This window comes from Haloferula chungangensis, from assembly GCF_042664875.1.
In the GTDB taxonomy this organism is placed as follows: Bacteria; Verrucomicrobiota; Verrucomicrobiia; order Verrucomicrobiales; family Akkermansiaceae; genus Haloferula; species Haloferula chungangensis.
The window spans coordinates 291488-306110 of record NZ_JBHTBS010000004.1 but is presented as its reverse complement, the minus strand read 5'-3'; the positions used below and the strand labels follow the sequence as shown (position 1 = coordinate 306110).

Genomic DNA, 14623 nt, shown 5'->3' with positions numbered 1-14623 from the left:
GAGGACGGAATTGTCCTCTCCTTATCTCACGGCAATTCGCTCAGTTCTTCTAACAACTCCGCTTTCAGTTGCTCGGTGACGCGATACTCGTAGCGCGAAAAGGAAGCTTCCTCGCTGCTTATTTCTCCAATGTGATCGTGCCTCATCCACTGTTTTTCCGCGATGTGAAATAGAGGAACACTGAGCAGACTGAGGATCATACCGATGCAGTAGGTCGGGATCAGCGAATCGACAATCACGCGACTCGCCAATGCACGGTGGCGACTGCGGTAGATTGATTTGAAGGCCACTCCGATGAGCCAGAGAAGTGGAAAGCCAAGAAAGAGGGCCGTCAAACTGAGGAATAGAAGCTCCGCGCTCTCGATGTAAGGAAGAGCTCCCAAAACGGGAATCGCGAGGGTAGCCGAGACGACAGCAAGCCAGGCAAGCCACCTGTTGGGATGATGGAACTGGATAAACGGCATTCTTACCTTCATTCGCCATCGAATGACAACCAGAGGAGTAATGATCATCATCAACGCAGTGGCTCCGAACTGAACTCCCGGGAGAATAAATGCACTGAAGCTCATGTTCCAGTGATGGGCGGCCAAGGGACTGAACTGAGCGACAAGCAGGTGCCAGAGTACCGGAAACATCAGGCCAAGTCCGATGATCCACGCCCAATCTGCAGGTAGGAAGAGATTACGAAGCCGGCGAGACAATGGACCGAGTTGGGCTTGAGGGCGAATCAGCGAAATGGCGGCGAGCGATAGGCCGAGAAGCAGCCATGTAGCCAAGGACGCCGCTCTTCCAAAAAGCGCATGCTCTGCACGTCTTGCGGGAGTGATTTCGTCCTCCCGGAAGGGAACGGGCTGGAAGCTTTGACGGCTGATCATCGGAAGTGACATGGCGCTTAAAGCCCCACCCTTCCGTTGAGCCAATCGCTCCAGATCATGCGCGAGATCGCTCTGTTTCCTCCGCTTCCTTACACCGGGATTGAGACGGTCATCAATTTCCTGATAGACCTCGGCCTCACCTGCGAGAGCGAGTGCCGAAGCAGCATCCCGAAGGTTCCTAACAGGAGCAATGGAATACACCTTGGATACAAGCGCATCAACAAGGTAGGGGCTGTCTTGAACCCATACCATGGAGAGAGCTTTATGAGAACTTTGAACCTTCCGATAGCCTTCGAGATCACCCTCAGTCTTGCAGCGTTCCGCCTCCGCGGCGATCAACTCGGAAACGGGCCGCAAACTCCCCCCGAAACTGATGTTGTCATTAAGCCAGCTGTAGACAGAAAACTGGCTCAAATAGTCCGTCCGCTTCGGTAGAAGGCGGAGCTGTTGCTCGACCATCACCTTCCTGTAACTCGTAATCCGGGGCTTTGATACCGCTTGCTCCAGCAGATCAAGCGCGGTGCTGTGTTTGACGGGATCGACGATGCTCCACGTCGACGCCATACCTGCTTCGCGGTCTGCCGGCGAGGGGCGAGTCATGACCGCGTTGCCCTTCGCCTCGGAGGCGGCTGCCAGAGCCCAGTACCAGCCATTATCGGGATCGATCTTCGTCGCATTCTCAAGAAAGTCCGGAGGGAGAGCACCATATTCACTGATATGGTGACCGACATAGTTCGCAAAGTAAGGAGGGTATTCAGGCCGGGAGTCCCAGAGAGCCTTCCAGCGCTCACTTCTACCAGAACGGCTGAGATCGCCGAAAAGCAGCAGCTTCTGATCAGAGGAAAGATGGCTGGTCGAAAAGGCCGGCTTTGACGAAGGGCGGCCCATATTGAAGACCTCGTACGCAGTCTTCAGAGCTAGATACTGGGTCAGGGCCTGTCCGATGATCAGCAGTGAAATGACCCCCATCAAAATCAGCAGCCCGGGAATCCAGCGATTCTTTTGCCTGCCATCCAAACGAGTGGCAGCAGCGAGAAGTGCCGCCTCTTGGCTGGAGTCAATGCGCTCCCGCAGTTCATGCTGCGCCGCCAGATGAAGCTCGGCATTACTGTCCGCGAGCGGCGCGGTGGCAGCTTCAATGAAGCGATCGGCGGGTTTCATGAATTTCCTTTATCAGCCTGATCCTTGGCAGGAAAGAACCTTGCTCGATCGGAAAACAGCGATGGCGGACCGTTTGGCCCGCCATCTCTTGGTGTTAGAAGGTTGTCTGAATGCGTTCTCCTAGGGTGCCTCGCCCGCTGTGGTGAGGATGTAGAACGCCTTGGGTGTCGTGCTGTTGTCGGTGTAGGTGCCACCGGTCTGATCTTCATCGAGGAGGAAGAAGTCGTCGATGTCCAAGGTGCCGGAATCATTGAACCAGACATCTACCGGTCCGACGCCGGAAGTGTAGTTGATGGTGAAGCCCACACCTTCTTGATAGCTGACGGAGTTGATGACAATGCCGTCGCTTGGAATGACTTCGGGAGCTTCGATTCTGACAACATCCACCTGAATGGCCTCGATACCGCCCTGGACCACGCCATCGGACTGGAAGAAAAGATAGGCGCCATCGCCGGTCGCGAGGTCGCTATAAAGCGAGTCACTGATCCCGGTGATCGTTCCACTAACCGTGGCCGCTCCATCGTTCAGGCTCACTGCAATGCTCGTGGACGCCGCATCAGCTCCGAGGGTGATGCTGTAGTTGATGGTATAAGGGGTCGCCAGAGCGAGGGCGCTGCCGGTTCCCGGGGTGGCGGGAGTGAAGGCATTGTCGAGCAAGCGGACATTGTTCTCGAATGCTTGGAACTTGGTAACACCACTCGGAGCACCGTTGGCGACCATGGTCGCATTGTTCGTTTCCTTGAGCCCGATTCTCAGCAACGTCCAGAACTCTTCAGCTCCCGGAGGCGTCAACTCGCCACCGTTGAAGTTAGCAAAGCTGAACGAAGTGGAGTAGTGCAAGGTGTCTCCAACAGCCAGGTTGTAGGCGGTGTCGTAGACGGCGATCTCACTGTTCTGCGAAACGACAAGACCTGTCGTGGCATTCACCTGATTGCTGAGGAACTTGGCATCACTAGCGATCCAGCCCTGCTGACCGTTTAGATCGCCATTTGAGAAGCCTTCAGCCGCCAGGAAATCGATCACAATTTCGCTGGGAGGAGGAGTCGCACCCTCGATCTGAATGGTATCGATTTGAATGGCGTCGATGCCGCCTTGAACGACGACGTCCGCTTGGAAGAAGAGATGGGCTCCATCGCCACTGGCGAGGTCGGTGTAGAGAGAGTCACTGATTCCAGTGATGGTTCCGGGAACGGTCGTGACTCCATCGCTCAGACTCACGGCAATGCTGGTCGTTGCCGCATCGGCACCCATGGTCAGGCTGTAGGTGATGGTATAAGTCGTTCCGAGAGCGACGGGGCTGCCGGTTCCCGACGTGGCGGGAGTGAAGCCGTTGTCGAGCAAGCGGACATTGTTCTCGTAAGCCTGAAACTTGGCCGTTCCATTGGGAGTGCTGTTGTCGACCATGGTGGCTGCATTCGTCTCCTTGAGTCCGGTTCTCGCCATCGTCCAGAACTCTTCAAAGCCCGGAGGGGTCAGTCCACTAACCGTGAAATCCGCAAACTTGAATGAGGCGGAGAAGCTGAATGTTTCGCCAACAGCGAGATTGTAAGCGGTGTCGTAGACCGCGATTTCACTGTTCTGCGAGGTGACAATTCCCGTCGCAGCATCCACCTGATTGCTCAGGAATTTTCCAGTGGTGGCGGTCCAGCCCTGCTGACCGTTGAGGTCTCCGTTGGAGAATCCTTCTGCAGCAAGGAAGTCGATGAGTGTTCCGCTGGGCGGAGGAGTGGATCCACTGATGTCGACCGACAGCAACTGAATGGCATCGATGCCACCCTGGACGGCACCATCCGACTGAAAGAACACGTAAGCGCCATCGCCCGTGGCGAGATCGTCGTAAAGAGTCGGACTGATCCCGATGATCGTCCCACTGGCCGTCGCCGTCCCGTCGCTGAGACTGATGCTGAAGCTCGTCGATTCGGCATCGGCTCCCAGGGTGATCTCGTAGCTGATCGTGTAGGGTGTATCGAGCGCCAGAGCACTGCCCGTTCCCCCGGCGGTTCCCGCGCCGAAAGCATTGTTGAGCAGACGGACGTTGCCATCGAAAGCTTGGAGGCGCGTGATGCCACTCGGAGCCCCGTTGGCCACGGTCGTGGCGGCGTTGGTCTCCTTGAGGCCGGTCCTCAGCATGTACCAGAACTCGCCGGCAGCAGGTGGCGTCAATCCGGTTGCCGTGAAATCGACAAATTGAAAGGTCGCCGAGAAACGGAAGCTCTCCCCCACTTCCAGATTCAAGGGGCTATCAAAAACGGCAATCTCGCCATTCTGTGAGGTCACCACTCCCGCGGCCGCGTCCACTTGGTTGCTGAGAAACTTGCCAGTGCTCGCCACCCAGCCCTGCTGACCATTGAGATCGCCATCGCCGAATCCTTCGGCCGCGAGAAACTCAATGGGGGCTGCCTGAGCGACAGTAATCGAGACAGCCAAAACGAGGGCCGGCGGCACAAGGCAACGCAGAAGTGACGTATTCTTAGGAGGTTTCATCGGTTTTTCGTGGTCAGAGGTTCTTTACAAATCCGTTGCGGATTGTCGACAGAACACAATTGAAGAATTTTCCCGGCCGGCGCAAGGGAAATTTTGAGCCTTCAACGCCGTGAAACGGGGCTTGCCTTACCGGCGCAAAAGACCTCAATATCCCTTTTGTCGACAATCGACTAGGGGAGCTTTCTGTTTTCTGTTTCTGGATTTCTCTCCGAAATAACTAATGGGTTAGTTAGCCCTGAAAAGGGCAGGTCCACCGGGAGTTCCGTCTTCCGGTGGACTTTTTTTCGGGGAGGAAGGGCCTCGGAAATTCCATGAGACCGCCTTTGGTTGACGACCTCCATGGGCTGGCGACACTGCGCGCATGTTGAAACACCTGATTACACCGATCTTCTCGTTACTCCTTACCGCAGTGGCTGTGGCCGAATCTGAATTCCGCCACCTCGTTTTATTCAGTTTCAAGGACGATGCCGCAGCAGAGGATATCTCTAAAATCGAGAAGGCTTTCGCCGCCCTCCCTGAGAAAATTGATTCCATCAAGGACTTCGAATGGGGCACCAATGTCAGTCCGGAAGGAAAAGCAAAGGGTTTCACCCACTGCTTCCTCGTGACCTTCAAGGACCAGGCAGGGCTCGAGGTGTATCTCCCGCACGAAGCGCATCAGGCCTTTGTCTCGATGCTCAAGCCATCGCTCAAGGACGTTCTTGTGATCGACTACGTGGCGAAGTAATCGTCGCTCGATCAGTACTTCGGCTTGGCATTGATCAGCAGTGAGAAGCCGAGGTTATGCCAGCCGTTTTCCAGGCGAAAGACGACCTTATTGCGCCCTTTCTTGAAGTGGACTTTGCGAAATCCTTCGTCGATCGACCATCTCTTCAGCTGATTGCTGCTGCGCCACACGGGCATGTCGTTGATCCACAAATCGGAGCGGTCATCGCTGCCGACAGCGATCCATCGATCGGCGTCTTCCTCAAAGAATAATTCGGTGAAGCCATAATAGATCGTGTATTCCCCCCAGCCGGCCGAGGGAGCGACCATCTCCTCGACGAAGGAATCGTAGGTCCATGTTAGACGGGCTCCATTCTTGCCGAGGTATTCGGCATCGAGATCAATGGCGGATTCCGGTGGATAGACACGCTGAAGATTCATCCGTCCACGGTTATCGTAGGGGCCAAGAATATACCACTGATTGACGTGGAACCAGGTTGCGGAGATCCCGCCATGTTTGACCAGTTTGCGGCCGGCTTCCCCGCTGAAATTGCCAATGATCGGTGGGGGTTGATGCTCCGGAGGAACAGGCTCGGGCACGAGCTCGAGATCCTCCCCTTTCATCTGACGGGTCAGGTCGAGGTAGGTGCCGGCCTCGGCACGGGCGAGCTTCTGGAGCACCTGTTGTTGAGCAATTCGTTGTTGATGGGAACTGGCACCGTCTCGCATTTCCGCACGAAGCCTGGCAGCACCTGCCGCAGCATGGAGAGCGGCATCCATGCCTCTGTCCGCAGTTTTCAAGGCGCGGACCGCCTCTTCGGTGTGCAGGAGTGGTTCGTCCGCTTTTCTCGCCTGGAGTTCTGAATTCACATCACCCGCCGAAGCGAGAGCTTCGTCAATCCTTCCCATCGCTTCGCGGACCTTCCCGACATTCTCGAGAGAGTTCTCCATTTCTCCCGAGATGGCCTCGATCGCTGAAACGACATGCTCCGTCATGTTAGTTAGAGTCTCTTCCGCGAGTCGGCCGGCAATGTCATTCGATTCCCCGCCGGCATTCACGCGGCCAGCGCCCATGAGTTCCTCCGCTCTCTCCAACTCGCCGAGTGCTTGTTTCAACGAACTCTCCGACTCCTCCAGTTTCCGCACCGCTTCCTTTTCGAGCACCGTCGCCATTTCATGCGCATTCTCTGGGGCCTCGAGTTCTTCGCTGCCGATCCCCTGCTCTGCCATCTCGTGAAGCACCCTCCGCATGGCCTCCCGCTGCACCTCCTTTGTCTGATCCGGCAGACCGGGCAACAGCGAATGGAGCAGCTCCTCGGCATTCGAAACGATCGCATCGCTTTCCTGCATCAGCTTTTGAAGTTCCTCCTGATAGATCGCAAGCCGGTCGCCATCCTTGACGCGAGCATTGAGGATTCGACGATCGGGATTCCATCGCTCGGAGACGGGAGGCAGGGTCTGCCTCAAGGATCGCTTCAGGCTTTGTCGCTGGATCTGGGAGAGCTCGATTGAGCGGACTTCGCGGTAAAGCTCGGCGATCTCCTTCTCAAGTTCGAGGGCTTCCGCGTAGCTCTCGAGCACGTCGAGATCCGAAACCTCGACGTCTTCACGCAGCGAATGAAGCGCACCGCTGAAGTCCGGCAGAGCGTCAGCCATGCTGAAATGGGTTCCAGCAGGAAGTTGTAACACAATCACCAGCGTGGAGATGCGGAACGCTTTCACTGCGACACCTCCTCGCTTCGGTTTGCCGCTTCGATGAGCGAATGAGAAAGCTCCATGGCCTGACTCTGGAGATCAAAAACATCCTGCTGGGCAGCGATGATATCAGCCTCGCCCACAAGGGCCTTCAGAACTTGCGCCAGTCTATCCGTCAGGTTCTTCCGTTGCTGCTGCCATCGATCGCCCGGCGCTCGAAGTTGTTTGAGCCGCTGCCCGGATTGGTGCGCAAGATTCTTTGCCTCTTGCAGGGCGACGCCTGCCCCCTTCCTTTGCTGGGAAAGCCGAATCAATTTCTGATCCGTGGCCTCAATCATCTTCTGGACATCTGTCCGGCGCTGCTGCGTGTCCGGGTGCCCGCCATGAATGCTCTGGAGTTCGCGACCGAGCTGCCCTCGCTCTCGCCTAACAGACCTCAAATCTTGATCCGCCTTGCGGAGTTTCAGTTCGCAAACCTTGATGTCCGTATCCGCCTTCCGGAGGGAATCGGTGAGGAGGGCGAACTGGGATTCAAACTCGGCCTGAGCCTTCTTTTCCTCATCGAGGGAGCGTTGGAGCTGCATAGCGATACCATGCTCGCCCACCAGACGCTTGAGCGCCGCTCCCTGTCGGAGCCGGACGCGATCCATCTTGTCGGAAGTCGTGCTTTGCTTCGTGAAAACCTGTTCGTTCATGATCACCAGATCGTCCCATCTCCGGGCGATCTCGTTCCCCGTGATCCAGCCGAATACGGCATCGGCAGGATCGAATTTCGCCTGCACGAGAAGTAATTGTTGGTCCAATGCCTTCAGCTTCGTCTGCAAATCGTCGTGCTGATCAAGCACTTGGCGAGCGAGTGGGATCGCTTCACCGAACGCATGCTGATCGAGTAGAGCTTGCACTTTTTGAACGAGGCCCTCGATCTTCAGAAGACCTTCCATGAACTGTTGCTGAGCATCCGAAAGGCCGACTTGTGCCCTGAGGAGTTCGTCAAGGGCCTGACGGCCATCACGATTCAAGCGACTCCGCATGTCCTCCTCAAACTCCTTCAGGCTTATCAGTTCCTTTGAACGAATGTTCGCCATGCTCCGCTTGATCTCCTGCAATCGCCGCACTTCCCGATGCAGTTCACGCAGCTTGGCATCCTCGATGTGCTCCTGGAGCTGCTCAAGCTGCGCACTTTCAACGTGAAGTTTTTCCCGAGGCCTTCGGGCCTCATCAGCAGGCATCGCCACCCATACGCCGATGACGGCCACGTGCAAGACGAGCGAAGGAACAATCCACAGCAGCCGACCGCCGGGTTTGCACGTGCTCCAGCCGCCACCGCCGTCTATGGAATCCTCCACCATCAGCGGGACAGCTTATCCAGATTCTGTGAGCGCGTGTGCAGCGCATAGTTGCTCAGACTTTCAAAGGCACAGAGGTCGAGCAGCTGAACGAGGGTCCTGCTCGGAGATTCACGATCGACGTCGATGCGAATGTGAGCCGTGGGATCCTCGGCGGAAAACGCCTTGAGCCGACGGTGAAGCTCGCTCTGCCCGATCGGCAGACCATCCATGTAAAACTGGCCGCTGCGATCTATGGAAATGAGCGTCGGACTCGGATCCGCACTATCGATGGCGGAGATCGCGGGCTCAGGGAGATCAATGGGAAGTTCCGGCTCCGGCTTCTTCATCGTCGATGAAACCAAAAAGAAGATCAACAGCAGGAACACACAGTCGATCAAAGGTCCCATGTCCACGGCAATGTCACTGCCGTCATCCATATCAACTCTCATCGGTCATCGTGTTGTTAGATTCTTGAAAATGGGTCATTTCCCGATCGGAAACCAGCGGATCAGAAGGTGGTTGACCTGCTCTTCCAGGGCGAGACCGAGAATGTTCGTGCGCACGCGGAAGAAGTGGTAGGCAGTCAGCGCGGGAACTGCAATGACGAGACCGATGGCGGTTGTCATAAGCGCGAACGAGATGTCGCCGGCCATGATCGATGGATCGCCCATCTTGCCTGCAAGCGCGACCGATTCGAAGGCTCCGATCATGCCGTAGACGGTACCAAAGAGCCCTAACAGCGGGCTCACCGTCGCAACGACCGCCAGGGGATACGCGCGTTGAAGGTGAATGCGCATTTCCCGCGAAGCCATGTCGCCAGCAAGGTTGGCGACATCGGTGTGGCTACCCTCTCTGTGGTCTACGAGCATGAGGATGACCCGTGACAGCGTGCTGGGTCTTTGGCGTGAAAGTTCGCGAAGAGCATCAAAATCCCCGGCCTTCCAGAGCCGTTCGCTCTCTCCGGTAAGCCTCTCGGGAACGATGTTCACTTTTCGAAGATGATAGGCGCGCTCGAATGCAAATGAGAACCCGACCACCGAGATGAGCAGCAACGTCACGCCCGTCATGCCGGTTTGCCTGAACTTGGAAATGAGAACTCCCGCACCTCCGACCGATGCTTCATGGCTCCTTTCCGCGACGACTGAATTCCCGTTCAATTCTGCTGCCGAAGACTTCTCAGGGGAGGAGAGAGCAATGATCACAATCAGCAAGCATGCAAAATCTGATAGGGCTTTCTTCATGGAGATGGAAATGGGGTGGCTACTTGGAAAGCCTGCCTTTTCTTACAAAATGTCGAACGCGTGAATTCCTGATTCCGACTGTAAGGCGCAGCAATTTCCCCAGCTGAACAAGAAGGCCGCCGGATCTCTCCAGCGGCCTTCTAGAATTTCGGGACATTGCCGATGCGCGTCACACTTGGGCATCAAGGCGTCAACGTGCTCCAAGTCCCAACCTATCCACGGCGACGAACCATGAGGATACCAAGCGCGCCTGCAAGCAGCGTCGCGATGCTCGGCTCGGGAACTTGAGCAATGCTGAAACGGTCGACATTGCCAAGGTTCGCCCCGCCTCGTTGCTGGAAGGTGCCATAGACGGTGTCCGCTTCATAGAGGGTGGAATTCGTGACATCATAGGAGTTCGTCGTCACGCCATCGATATCGGAAACCACATTGAACAGGTTCGTTGTCGCTGACTTGGTGATCGTGGTGGTGAGAATGTGGAAGTCCGTATTGTTGTAGGCGACGGTAGTTGCCACCGAGTTTCCAGCCGACTGGTCCCTCAGTTGCATGAAACCATTCCCGGTTGCCTGAGTGGTGCCACCTTGCCTCACTTCTGCACCCACCCTCGCATCACCGGCACCGATGCTGCTGGTCTCGGTCAGTCCGATTCGCCATACCGCATTCACCCCCACCGCTTCAAAATTGAAGAGGATGCTGACCGTAATGGAGTCCCCAATCGCCATGGGGCCACCTGATGCCTGATGAATCGCTCGTTGGGTGTTTCCTAACTGCACATACCCTGCGCCAGCCGTTGCACTGATCGTTCCGGCGGAGTTCCAGCCGTCGATGCCATTCAAATCTCCATCCACGTAGGCGACCTCGTCGGCACTCGAGAAGCTGGTCGAGTAATTGACGATTGCGGCTGAAGCATTCAGCGCACTAAGGCCAAGCGCCAGTGGCACAAGGGTGATGATTGCGGGTAGTTTGTTCATGATCCTGGGTTCATTATCTTGGGGCTTCTCATGCCGATTTCTTTGTTTTGGCATACTGCATACATTCTGGGATCAGGTAGGGTGGCAAGCGTTAAATTGCTTCCTGCGCTCAGGGCCTTGCATGCCAGCGCGAAAGCTCACTCGGAGTCGAGGGCTCATCTTCCCATGGGATTCCCACCTTGAATCGCTGGGCAGGAGCGAACCGCTGCCGGGCATGCTCGTCCTTCCATGACCGTTTCGCTGACCCTCCAGGTGTGCTGAGCTCTCAGCCTTCCACCGCGTTCTGCTGCCGCGCGATGTCGTTCAATGTCAGCCAACCGATCAGCTTTTTCGGGTCCACTTGGCTGACCACCGGCACCTGCTGGAAATCCCGTGCGATCATTCGGTTCGCGGCATCACGAATGGAGGTATCCGTCGTCACCGAAAGGATCTGCTGATCCACAATCAGCTCACCCACGCTCATCGTCTCTGCCGAATCCGTGAGCTCGTGACGGGTGATCACCCCCACCAGCTTACCTTCCTCATCGACTACCGGATAGGCATGGAAGCGGCTTTGCGCTTGAGAGATCCTTTTCAAGGCCGATTCCAAAGTCTCCCCCGCCATCAAGCTGAAGATCTCGTGCGTCATGATCGATTGCACCGGCAGCTTCCGGTAATCCTGCGCACCTCGGTAGGCCGGCATTTTCCTCAGGGTGACGCCATCCTGCAGAAGTAGCGCATTGTAAATGCTCACCGGCTGCAGGTGCTTGGCGATCGCAAAGGCCAGAATGTTTCCCGCCATCAAGGGCAGGATCAACGAGTAGTTCCCCGTCATTTCAAAGATGATGATCAGCGAGGTGAAGCGGCACCTCACGACCGCCGCAAACATCGCCCCCATTCCTAACAGAACGCAGCCGCCGATCACCTTCGTGTCCGATGGAAAGGCCGGGATCCAATGACCATGGTCCTGCAGTTCAACCAGCCCCGCTCCCACCAACGCCCCCAGCATTCCGCCAATGAACAGAGTCGGGGAAAACAAACCGCCCGATCCCCCGGTCGCATAATTCAGCACCACGGCGAGGAACTTCATCACCAGCAGGACCGCAATGATCTGAACCGTGATCCGGTTCTCAAACGCGGCCTCGAGACTCTCGTAGCCGATGCTGAAAACCGAGTTCTGCGCATCGCCCATGTCGCGGGTCAGGAAGTAGGCCGACAGGCCAAGAATCCCGCACGAAAGCCCACCCGTCGCCGGGCGAATCCACATCGGCAACCAGCGCCGCGTCTTGAACCACCCGCGCAAACCCAGCGTGCTGCGCACAAAAACATGACCAATCAGTCCCGCCGCCAAACCCAGCGGCAGCGCCACCAGCATCCATGCCGAGGTCTGATAGTCCTCGGCAATTTTCGCCATGATCACCGGATCCTCCCCCAGCAGCGTTCGTGAAACCGCAGCCGCAATCACCACCGCCACCACCATGCCGCCCAGCGCCTTCATCGCGAAGTTGTCCAGCAACTCCTCAAACACGAAGGTGAGCGCCGAGAGCGGCGCATTGAACGCCGCCGCAATTCCTGCCGCCATCCCGACCGGCGCCATCGCCTGCACTCGAGTCGGATCACGAAATGCCCAGCGCCCGATCCTCGAAGTAATCGCCGTGCTGATGTGCACCGTCGGTCCCTCCCGACCCAGGCTGTTTCCCAAACCCACATAGAGAGCGCCGAGCACAAAGCGCCACACTCCCGTCCGCGAAGAAATTTTCCCTCCTTTGTTGTAGTAGGCGGCTTTGGTCTGGGGGATCCCGCTGCCCGCCGCATTCGGCGCGAAGAACTGCACCCCGATCCCAACTAGCAGCCCCGCCAGCGTCGGAGCGAGCAGCATCATCGCCATGAACTCCGTCGGTTCGCGATGTGATGCCTCATGCCACAACCACTCGAAAAGATGGTGGATCGCCAGATGAAACAGCACCGCCGCCAGGCCACAGAGCAGACCTCCCAGCATGCACAGCACCGCAAACCGCTGGTCATCGCTCAAGCGATTCCGCATCCAGTCTGGCAAGCTGCTCTTCCGTTCCTCGTCCATCCGCCGGCCGCCCCGATAGCACTCCGCCACCCGATTGGCTAGGCAGGAGCGAAACGGATTTTGGAACGCCGGAACTACTTTGCTTCCAGAATTCGCTCCAGCTCCCGCTGATACTCCCGCTCCACCCTCTCTTCGAGACCGTTCAGATGCGTCTCACTCGTCCAGGTTGGAAACAAGCTGTCCTTGCTCATCCAGTAGCGCTCCTCCTGCCGCAGCAGCTCTGCCCCGATGACCAGACAAAACGAAGCCACCAGATACCAGGCGAGCACCGTCCGCGAAACAAGGTTCGCCCGCAGCGCATTCGCCTGCGGCGTGCAGAGATTCAGAATGCCAATCCACAGCAACCAAAGCAATCCCATCGCCACCAAGCCAGCCGCACCTACCAGATAGAATCCCATGCTTTCATCGTCCTTGAAGCTGATAAACTTCGCCCATCCCGCCACCGGAATCGCTGCTGCCGAGAGCAGCGCCATGATCCATCCCACAAAAACCCCACCCCCCCGAAGACAGAGAAAACCACCCCGTTTCTCCCACCTCCAATACGTCGCCCAGAGCATCGCAATCGCCCCCATGAAAAACGCTCCAAGCACCTGAATGCTGGAAACAAGGACAGCGATCTCATCGTCGTCGAGCGAAAGGTCATGCATTCCCAATGGAGTGAGTCTCGTCAGACCAAGATACCAAACCACCGGAAGGACGATCCCCAAACCGGCGATCCACAGATGATCGTTCCACCGGAACAATGGCATCAGGCCTTTCGCCAGACCCTTCACCTGGCGCTTCCGCCTGGATGCCTCGAACGCCGTAAAAAGCACCAACCACAATCCGACGAGAGAAACCGCATGAAGCATCACCCTTTCACCCAAGGCCCACTCGACGCGACCGGACGGGATCATTTCTGCTCTTGTTAGATCCGATGGAATATCTCTCCATCGGCTGAGCCTTGCCGAAGGAGATGGCGGACTCGCCGGCTGCCTGCTTTGATAGCTGAGATCGAGCGAATCCAATTGCGTGACCATCTTCTTCAGTTCCGCGTGGGCATTCGTCTGGCCCAGTGTATCCAGCTCATCGAGGACTCCTGTTAGAGATCGGGATAGGCGCTGCTTGATAATCCTGGCATTCCCTCCGCCATTCTGGATCTCCGCGACGAGCAACATGGAGAAGCTCAACAGTTCATCACGCAATGCCAGCAGACCCTGAACATCTCCACCCTTAGCCAATCGATCCGCCTTCGTATCAATCATTCGGTAGACTTCTCACCAGTGCTGGTGTAGTTGCCAAATAGCTGAATCACCTGCTCCGTGAACATCTCATGGAGCGCATCCTCCAAAAACCCTTCAGCCCTCGGGAAGGCCGCGAGCTGTTTGCGCCGCAAATCGCCCGAGTAGTCGGAGAAGTATTCTGCGTTCGCCGCTTCTGAAAACAGCTCAAGCGCCTTCGCAAACTCCGCCTCGTCTGAGACCACCGACGACGACGGCGGCGACGTTCGTGAGGAAGCCCTCCCTCCAAAGGCTCGATTGAGGTGACTATCGATCTGAACGAAGGAATAAAAGCCATTCTCCGGATCAAGGTGTTTCGCCCTTTCCACATCCTCCGCACTCATCGCCCAGCCAGCACCCTGCTCTCTTTCAAGTCGCAGCAGATACTGAGGAAAGATGGTTCGGTCGCCAGGATTTCTCGCAAGCAAGGCTGCAAGCTCCGCGCTCTCTTGAGAGGAAAAGGGAAGTTCAGGCGCAGTTCGTCTCACCCATCTCCCAACACCCAGATCCTCCGCCGGAACGCCGCCCAGGACTCCATAGCGAGAGCCCATCATCTGCGCTTGAACGAGAAACACCGTATTTCTCACCAGAAGCCCGACACCCAAGCCGATCACGAGCAAGAGCAGCATCAAGCCCACCACATGGAGCGTCCGCCTCAACCAACGCTTTCTCTTCTTCACCCCCTCCAGCCGGGCAATCGGCTCGCTCAGATCCAGCATCTCAAGCGGCATTCCCTGATGATTCACCCGCGCCATCAGCTCGCCCTTGGCCTCCTCCCGCAGCTCCGGTTGCGACTCAAGTTCGCGAGTCGCCAGCTCCAGAAAGCGTTCCACCTCGGGTGTCAT

11 protein-coding genes are annotated in these 14623 nt (G+C 56.9%); 1 reads left to right on the top strand and 10 read right to left on the bottom strand.

Going from position 1 to position 14623, the window contains the following annotated elements:
- Positions 1 to 26: 26 nt before the first annotated feature.
- Together ACFQY0_RS10310 and ACFQY0_RS10305 are read right to left on the bottom strand one after the other, a co-directional pair.
- Positions 27 to 2036 (bottom strand): hypothetical protein, encoded by a 2010-nt coding sequence (locus tag ACFQY0_RS10310; RefSeq protein ID WP_379711970.1) that lies wholly within the window; start codon positions 2034 to 2036, stop codon positions 27 to 29.
- 120 nt (positions 2037 to 2156) lie between these two features.
- Positions 2157 to 4520 carry a hypothetical protein gene (locus tag ACFQY0_RS10305; RefSeq protein ID WP_379711968.1) on the bottom strand — a complete coding sequence of 788 codons (2364 nt, stop codon included), beginning with the start codon at positions 4518 to 4520 and terminating at the stop codon, positions 2157 to 2159.
- Between the two features lie 361 nt (positions 4521 to 4881).
- Between ACFQY0_RS10305 and ACFQY0_RS10300 the strand changes: the two genes are divergently transcribed.
- Positions 4882 to 5247 carry a Dabb family protein gene (locus tag ACFQY0_RS10300; RefSeq protein WP_379711966.1) on the top strand — a complete coding sequence of 122 codons (366 nt, stop codon included), beginning with the start codon at positions 4882 to 4884 and terminating at the stop codon, positions 5245 to 5247.
- An 11-nt stretch (positions 5248 to 5258) separates the two neighbouring features.
- On the opposite strand, the gene ACFQY0_RS10295 is transcribed toward ACFQY0_RS10300, so the two are convergent.
- The 8 genes from ACFQY0_RS10295 to ACFQY0_RS10260 all read right to left on the bottom strand — a co-directional run bounded on the left by ACFQY0_RS10295 (position 5259) and on the right by ACFQY0_RS10260 (position 14623).
- Entirely contained in the window at positions 5259 to 6881 is a 1623-nt protein-coding gene (locus ACFQY0_RS10295) for a coiled-coil domain-containing protein (protein WP_379711964.1), read from the bottom strand.
- Between the two features lie 62 nt (positions 6882 to 6943).
- Positions 6944 to 8269, bottom strand: coding sequence for a coiled-coil domain-containing protein (locus ACFQY0_RS10290; RefSeq protein ID WP_379711962.1), 1326 nt, complete (start codon positions 8267 to 8269; stop codon positions 6944 to 6946).
- Complete coding sequence (locus ACFQY0_RS10285) at positions 8269 to 8697, bottom strand: ExbD/TolR family protein (RefSeq protein ID WP_379711960.1); 429 nt, start codon at positions 8695 to 8697, stop codon at positions 8269 to 8271. Before ACFQY0_RS10285 ends, ACFQY0_RS10290 begins: the two co-directional genes overlap by 1 nt.
- Before the next feature lie 33 nt (positions 8698 to 8730).
- Positions 8731 to 9489: a MotA/TolQ/ExbB proton channel family protein gene (locus ACFQY0_RS10280; RefSeq protein ID WP_379711958.1), complete on the bottom strand. Its 759-nt coding sequence runs from the start codon at positions 9487 to 9489 to the stop codon at positions 8731 to 8733.
- A 212-nt stretch (positions 9490 to 9701) separates the two neighbouring features.
- Positions 9702 to 10460, bottom strand: coding sequence for a hypothetical protein (locus tag ACFQY0_RS10275; RefSeq protein WP_379711956.1), 759 nt, complete (start codon positions 10458 to 10460; stop codon positions 9702 to 9704).
- A 265-nt stretch (positions 10461 to 10725) separates the two neighbouring features.
- On the bottom strand, positions 10726 to 12483 hold the full coding sequence (locus ACFQY0_RS10270; RefSeq protein WP_379711954.1) for a chloride channel protein: 1758 nt from the start codon (positions 12481 to 12483) through the stop codon (positions 10726 to 10728).
- 110 nt (positions 12484 to 12593) lie between these two features.
- Entirely contained in the window at positions 12594 to 13763 is a 1170-nt protein-coding gene (locus ACFQY0_RS10265) for a hypothetical protein (RefSeq protein ID WP_379711952.1), read from the bottom strand.
- On the bottom strand, positions 13760 to 14623 hold the full coding sequence (locus ACFQY0_RS10260) for a hypothetical protein (RefSeq protein WP_379711950.1): 864 nt from the start codon (positions 14621 to 14623) through the stop codon (positions 13760 to 13762). Before ACFQY0_RS10260 ends, ACFQY0_RS10265 begins: the two co-directional genes overlap by 4 nt.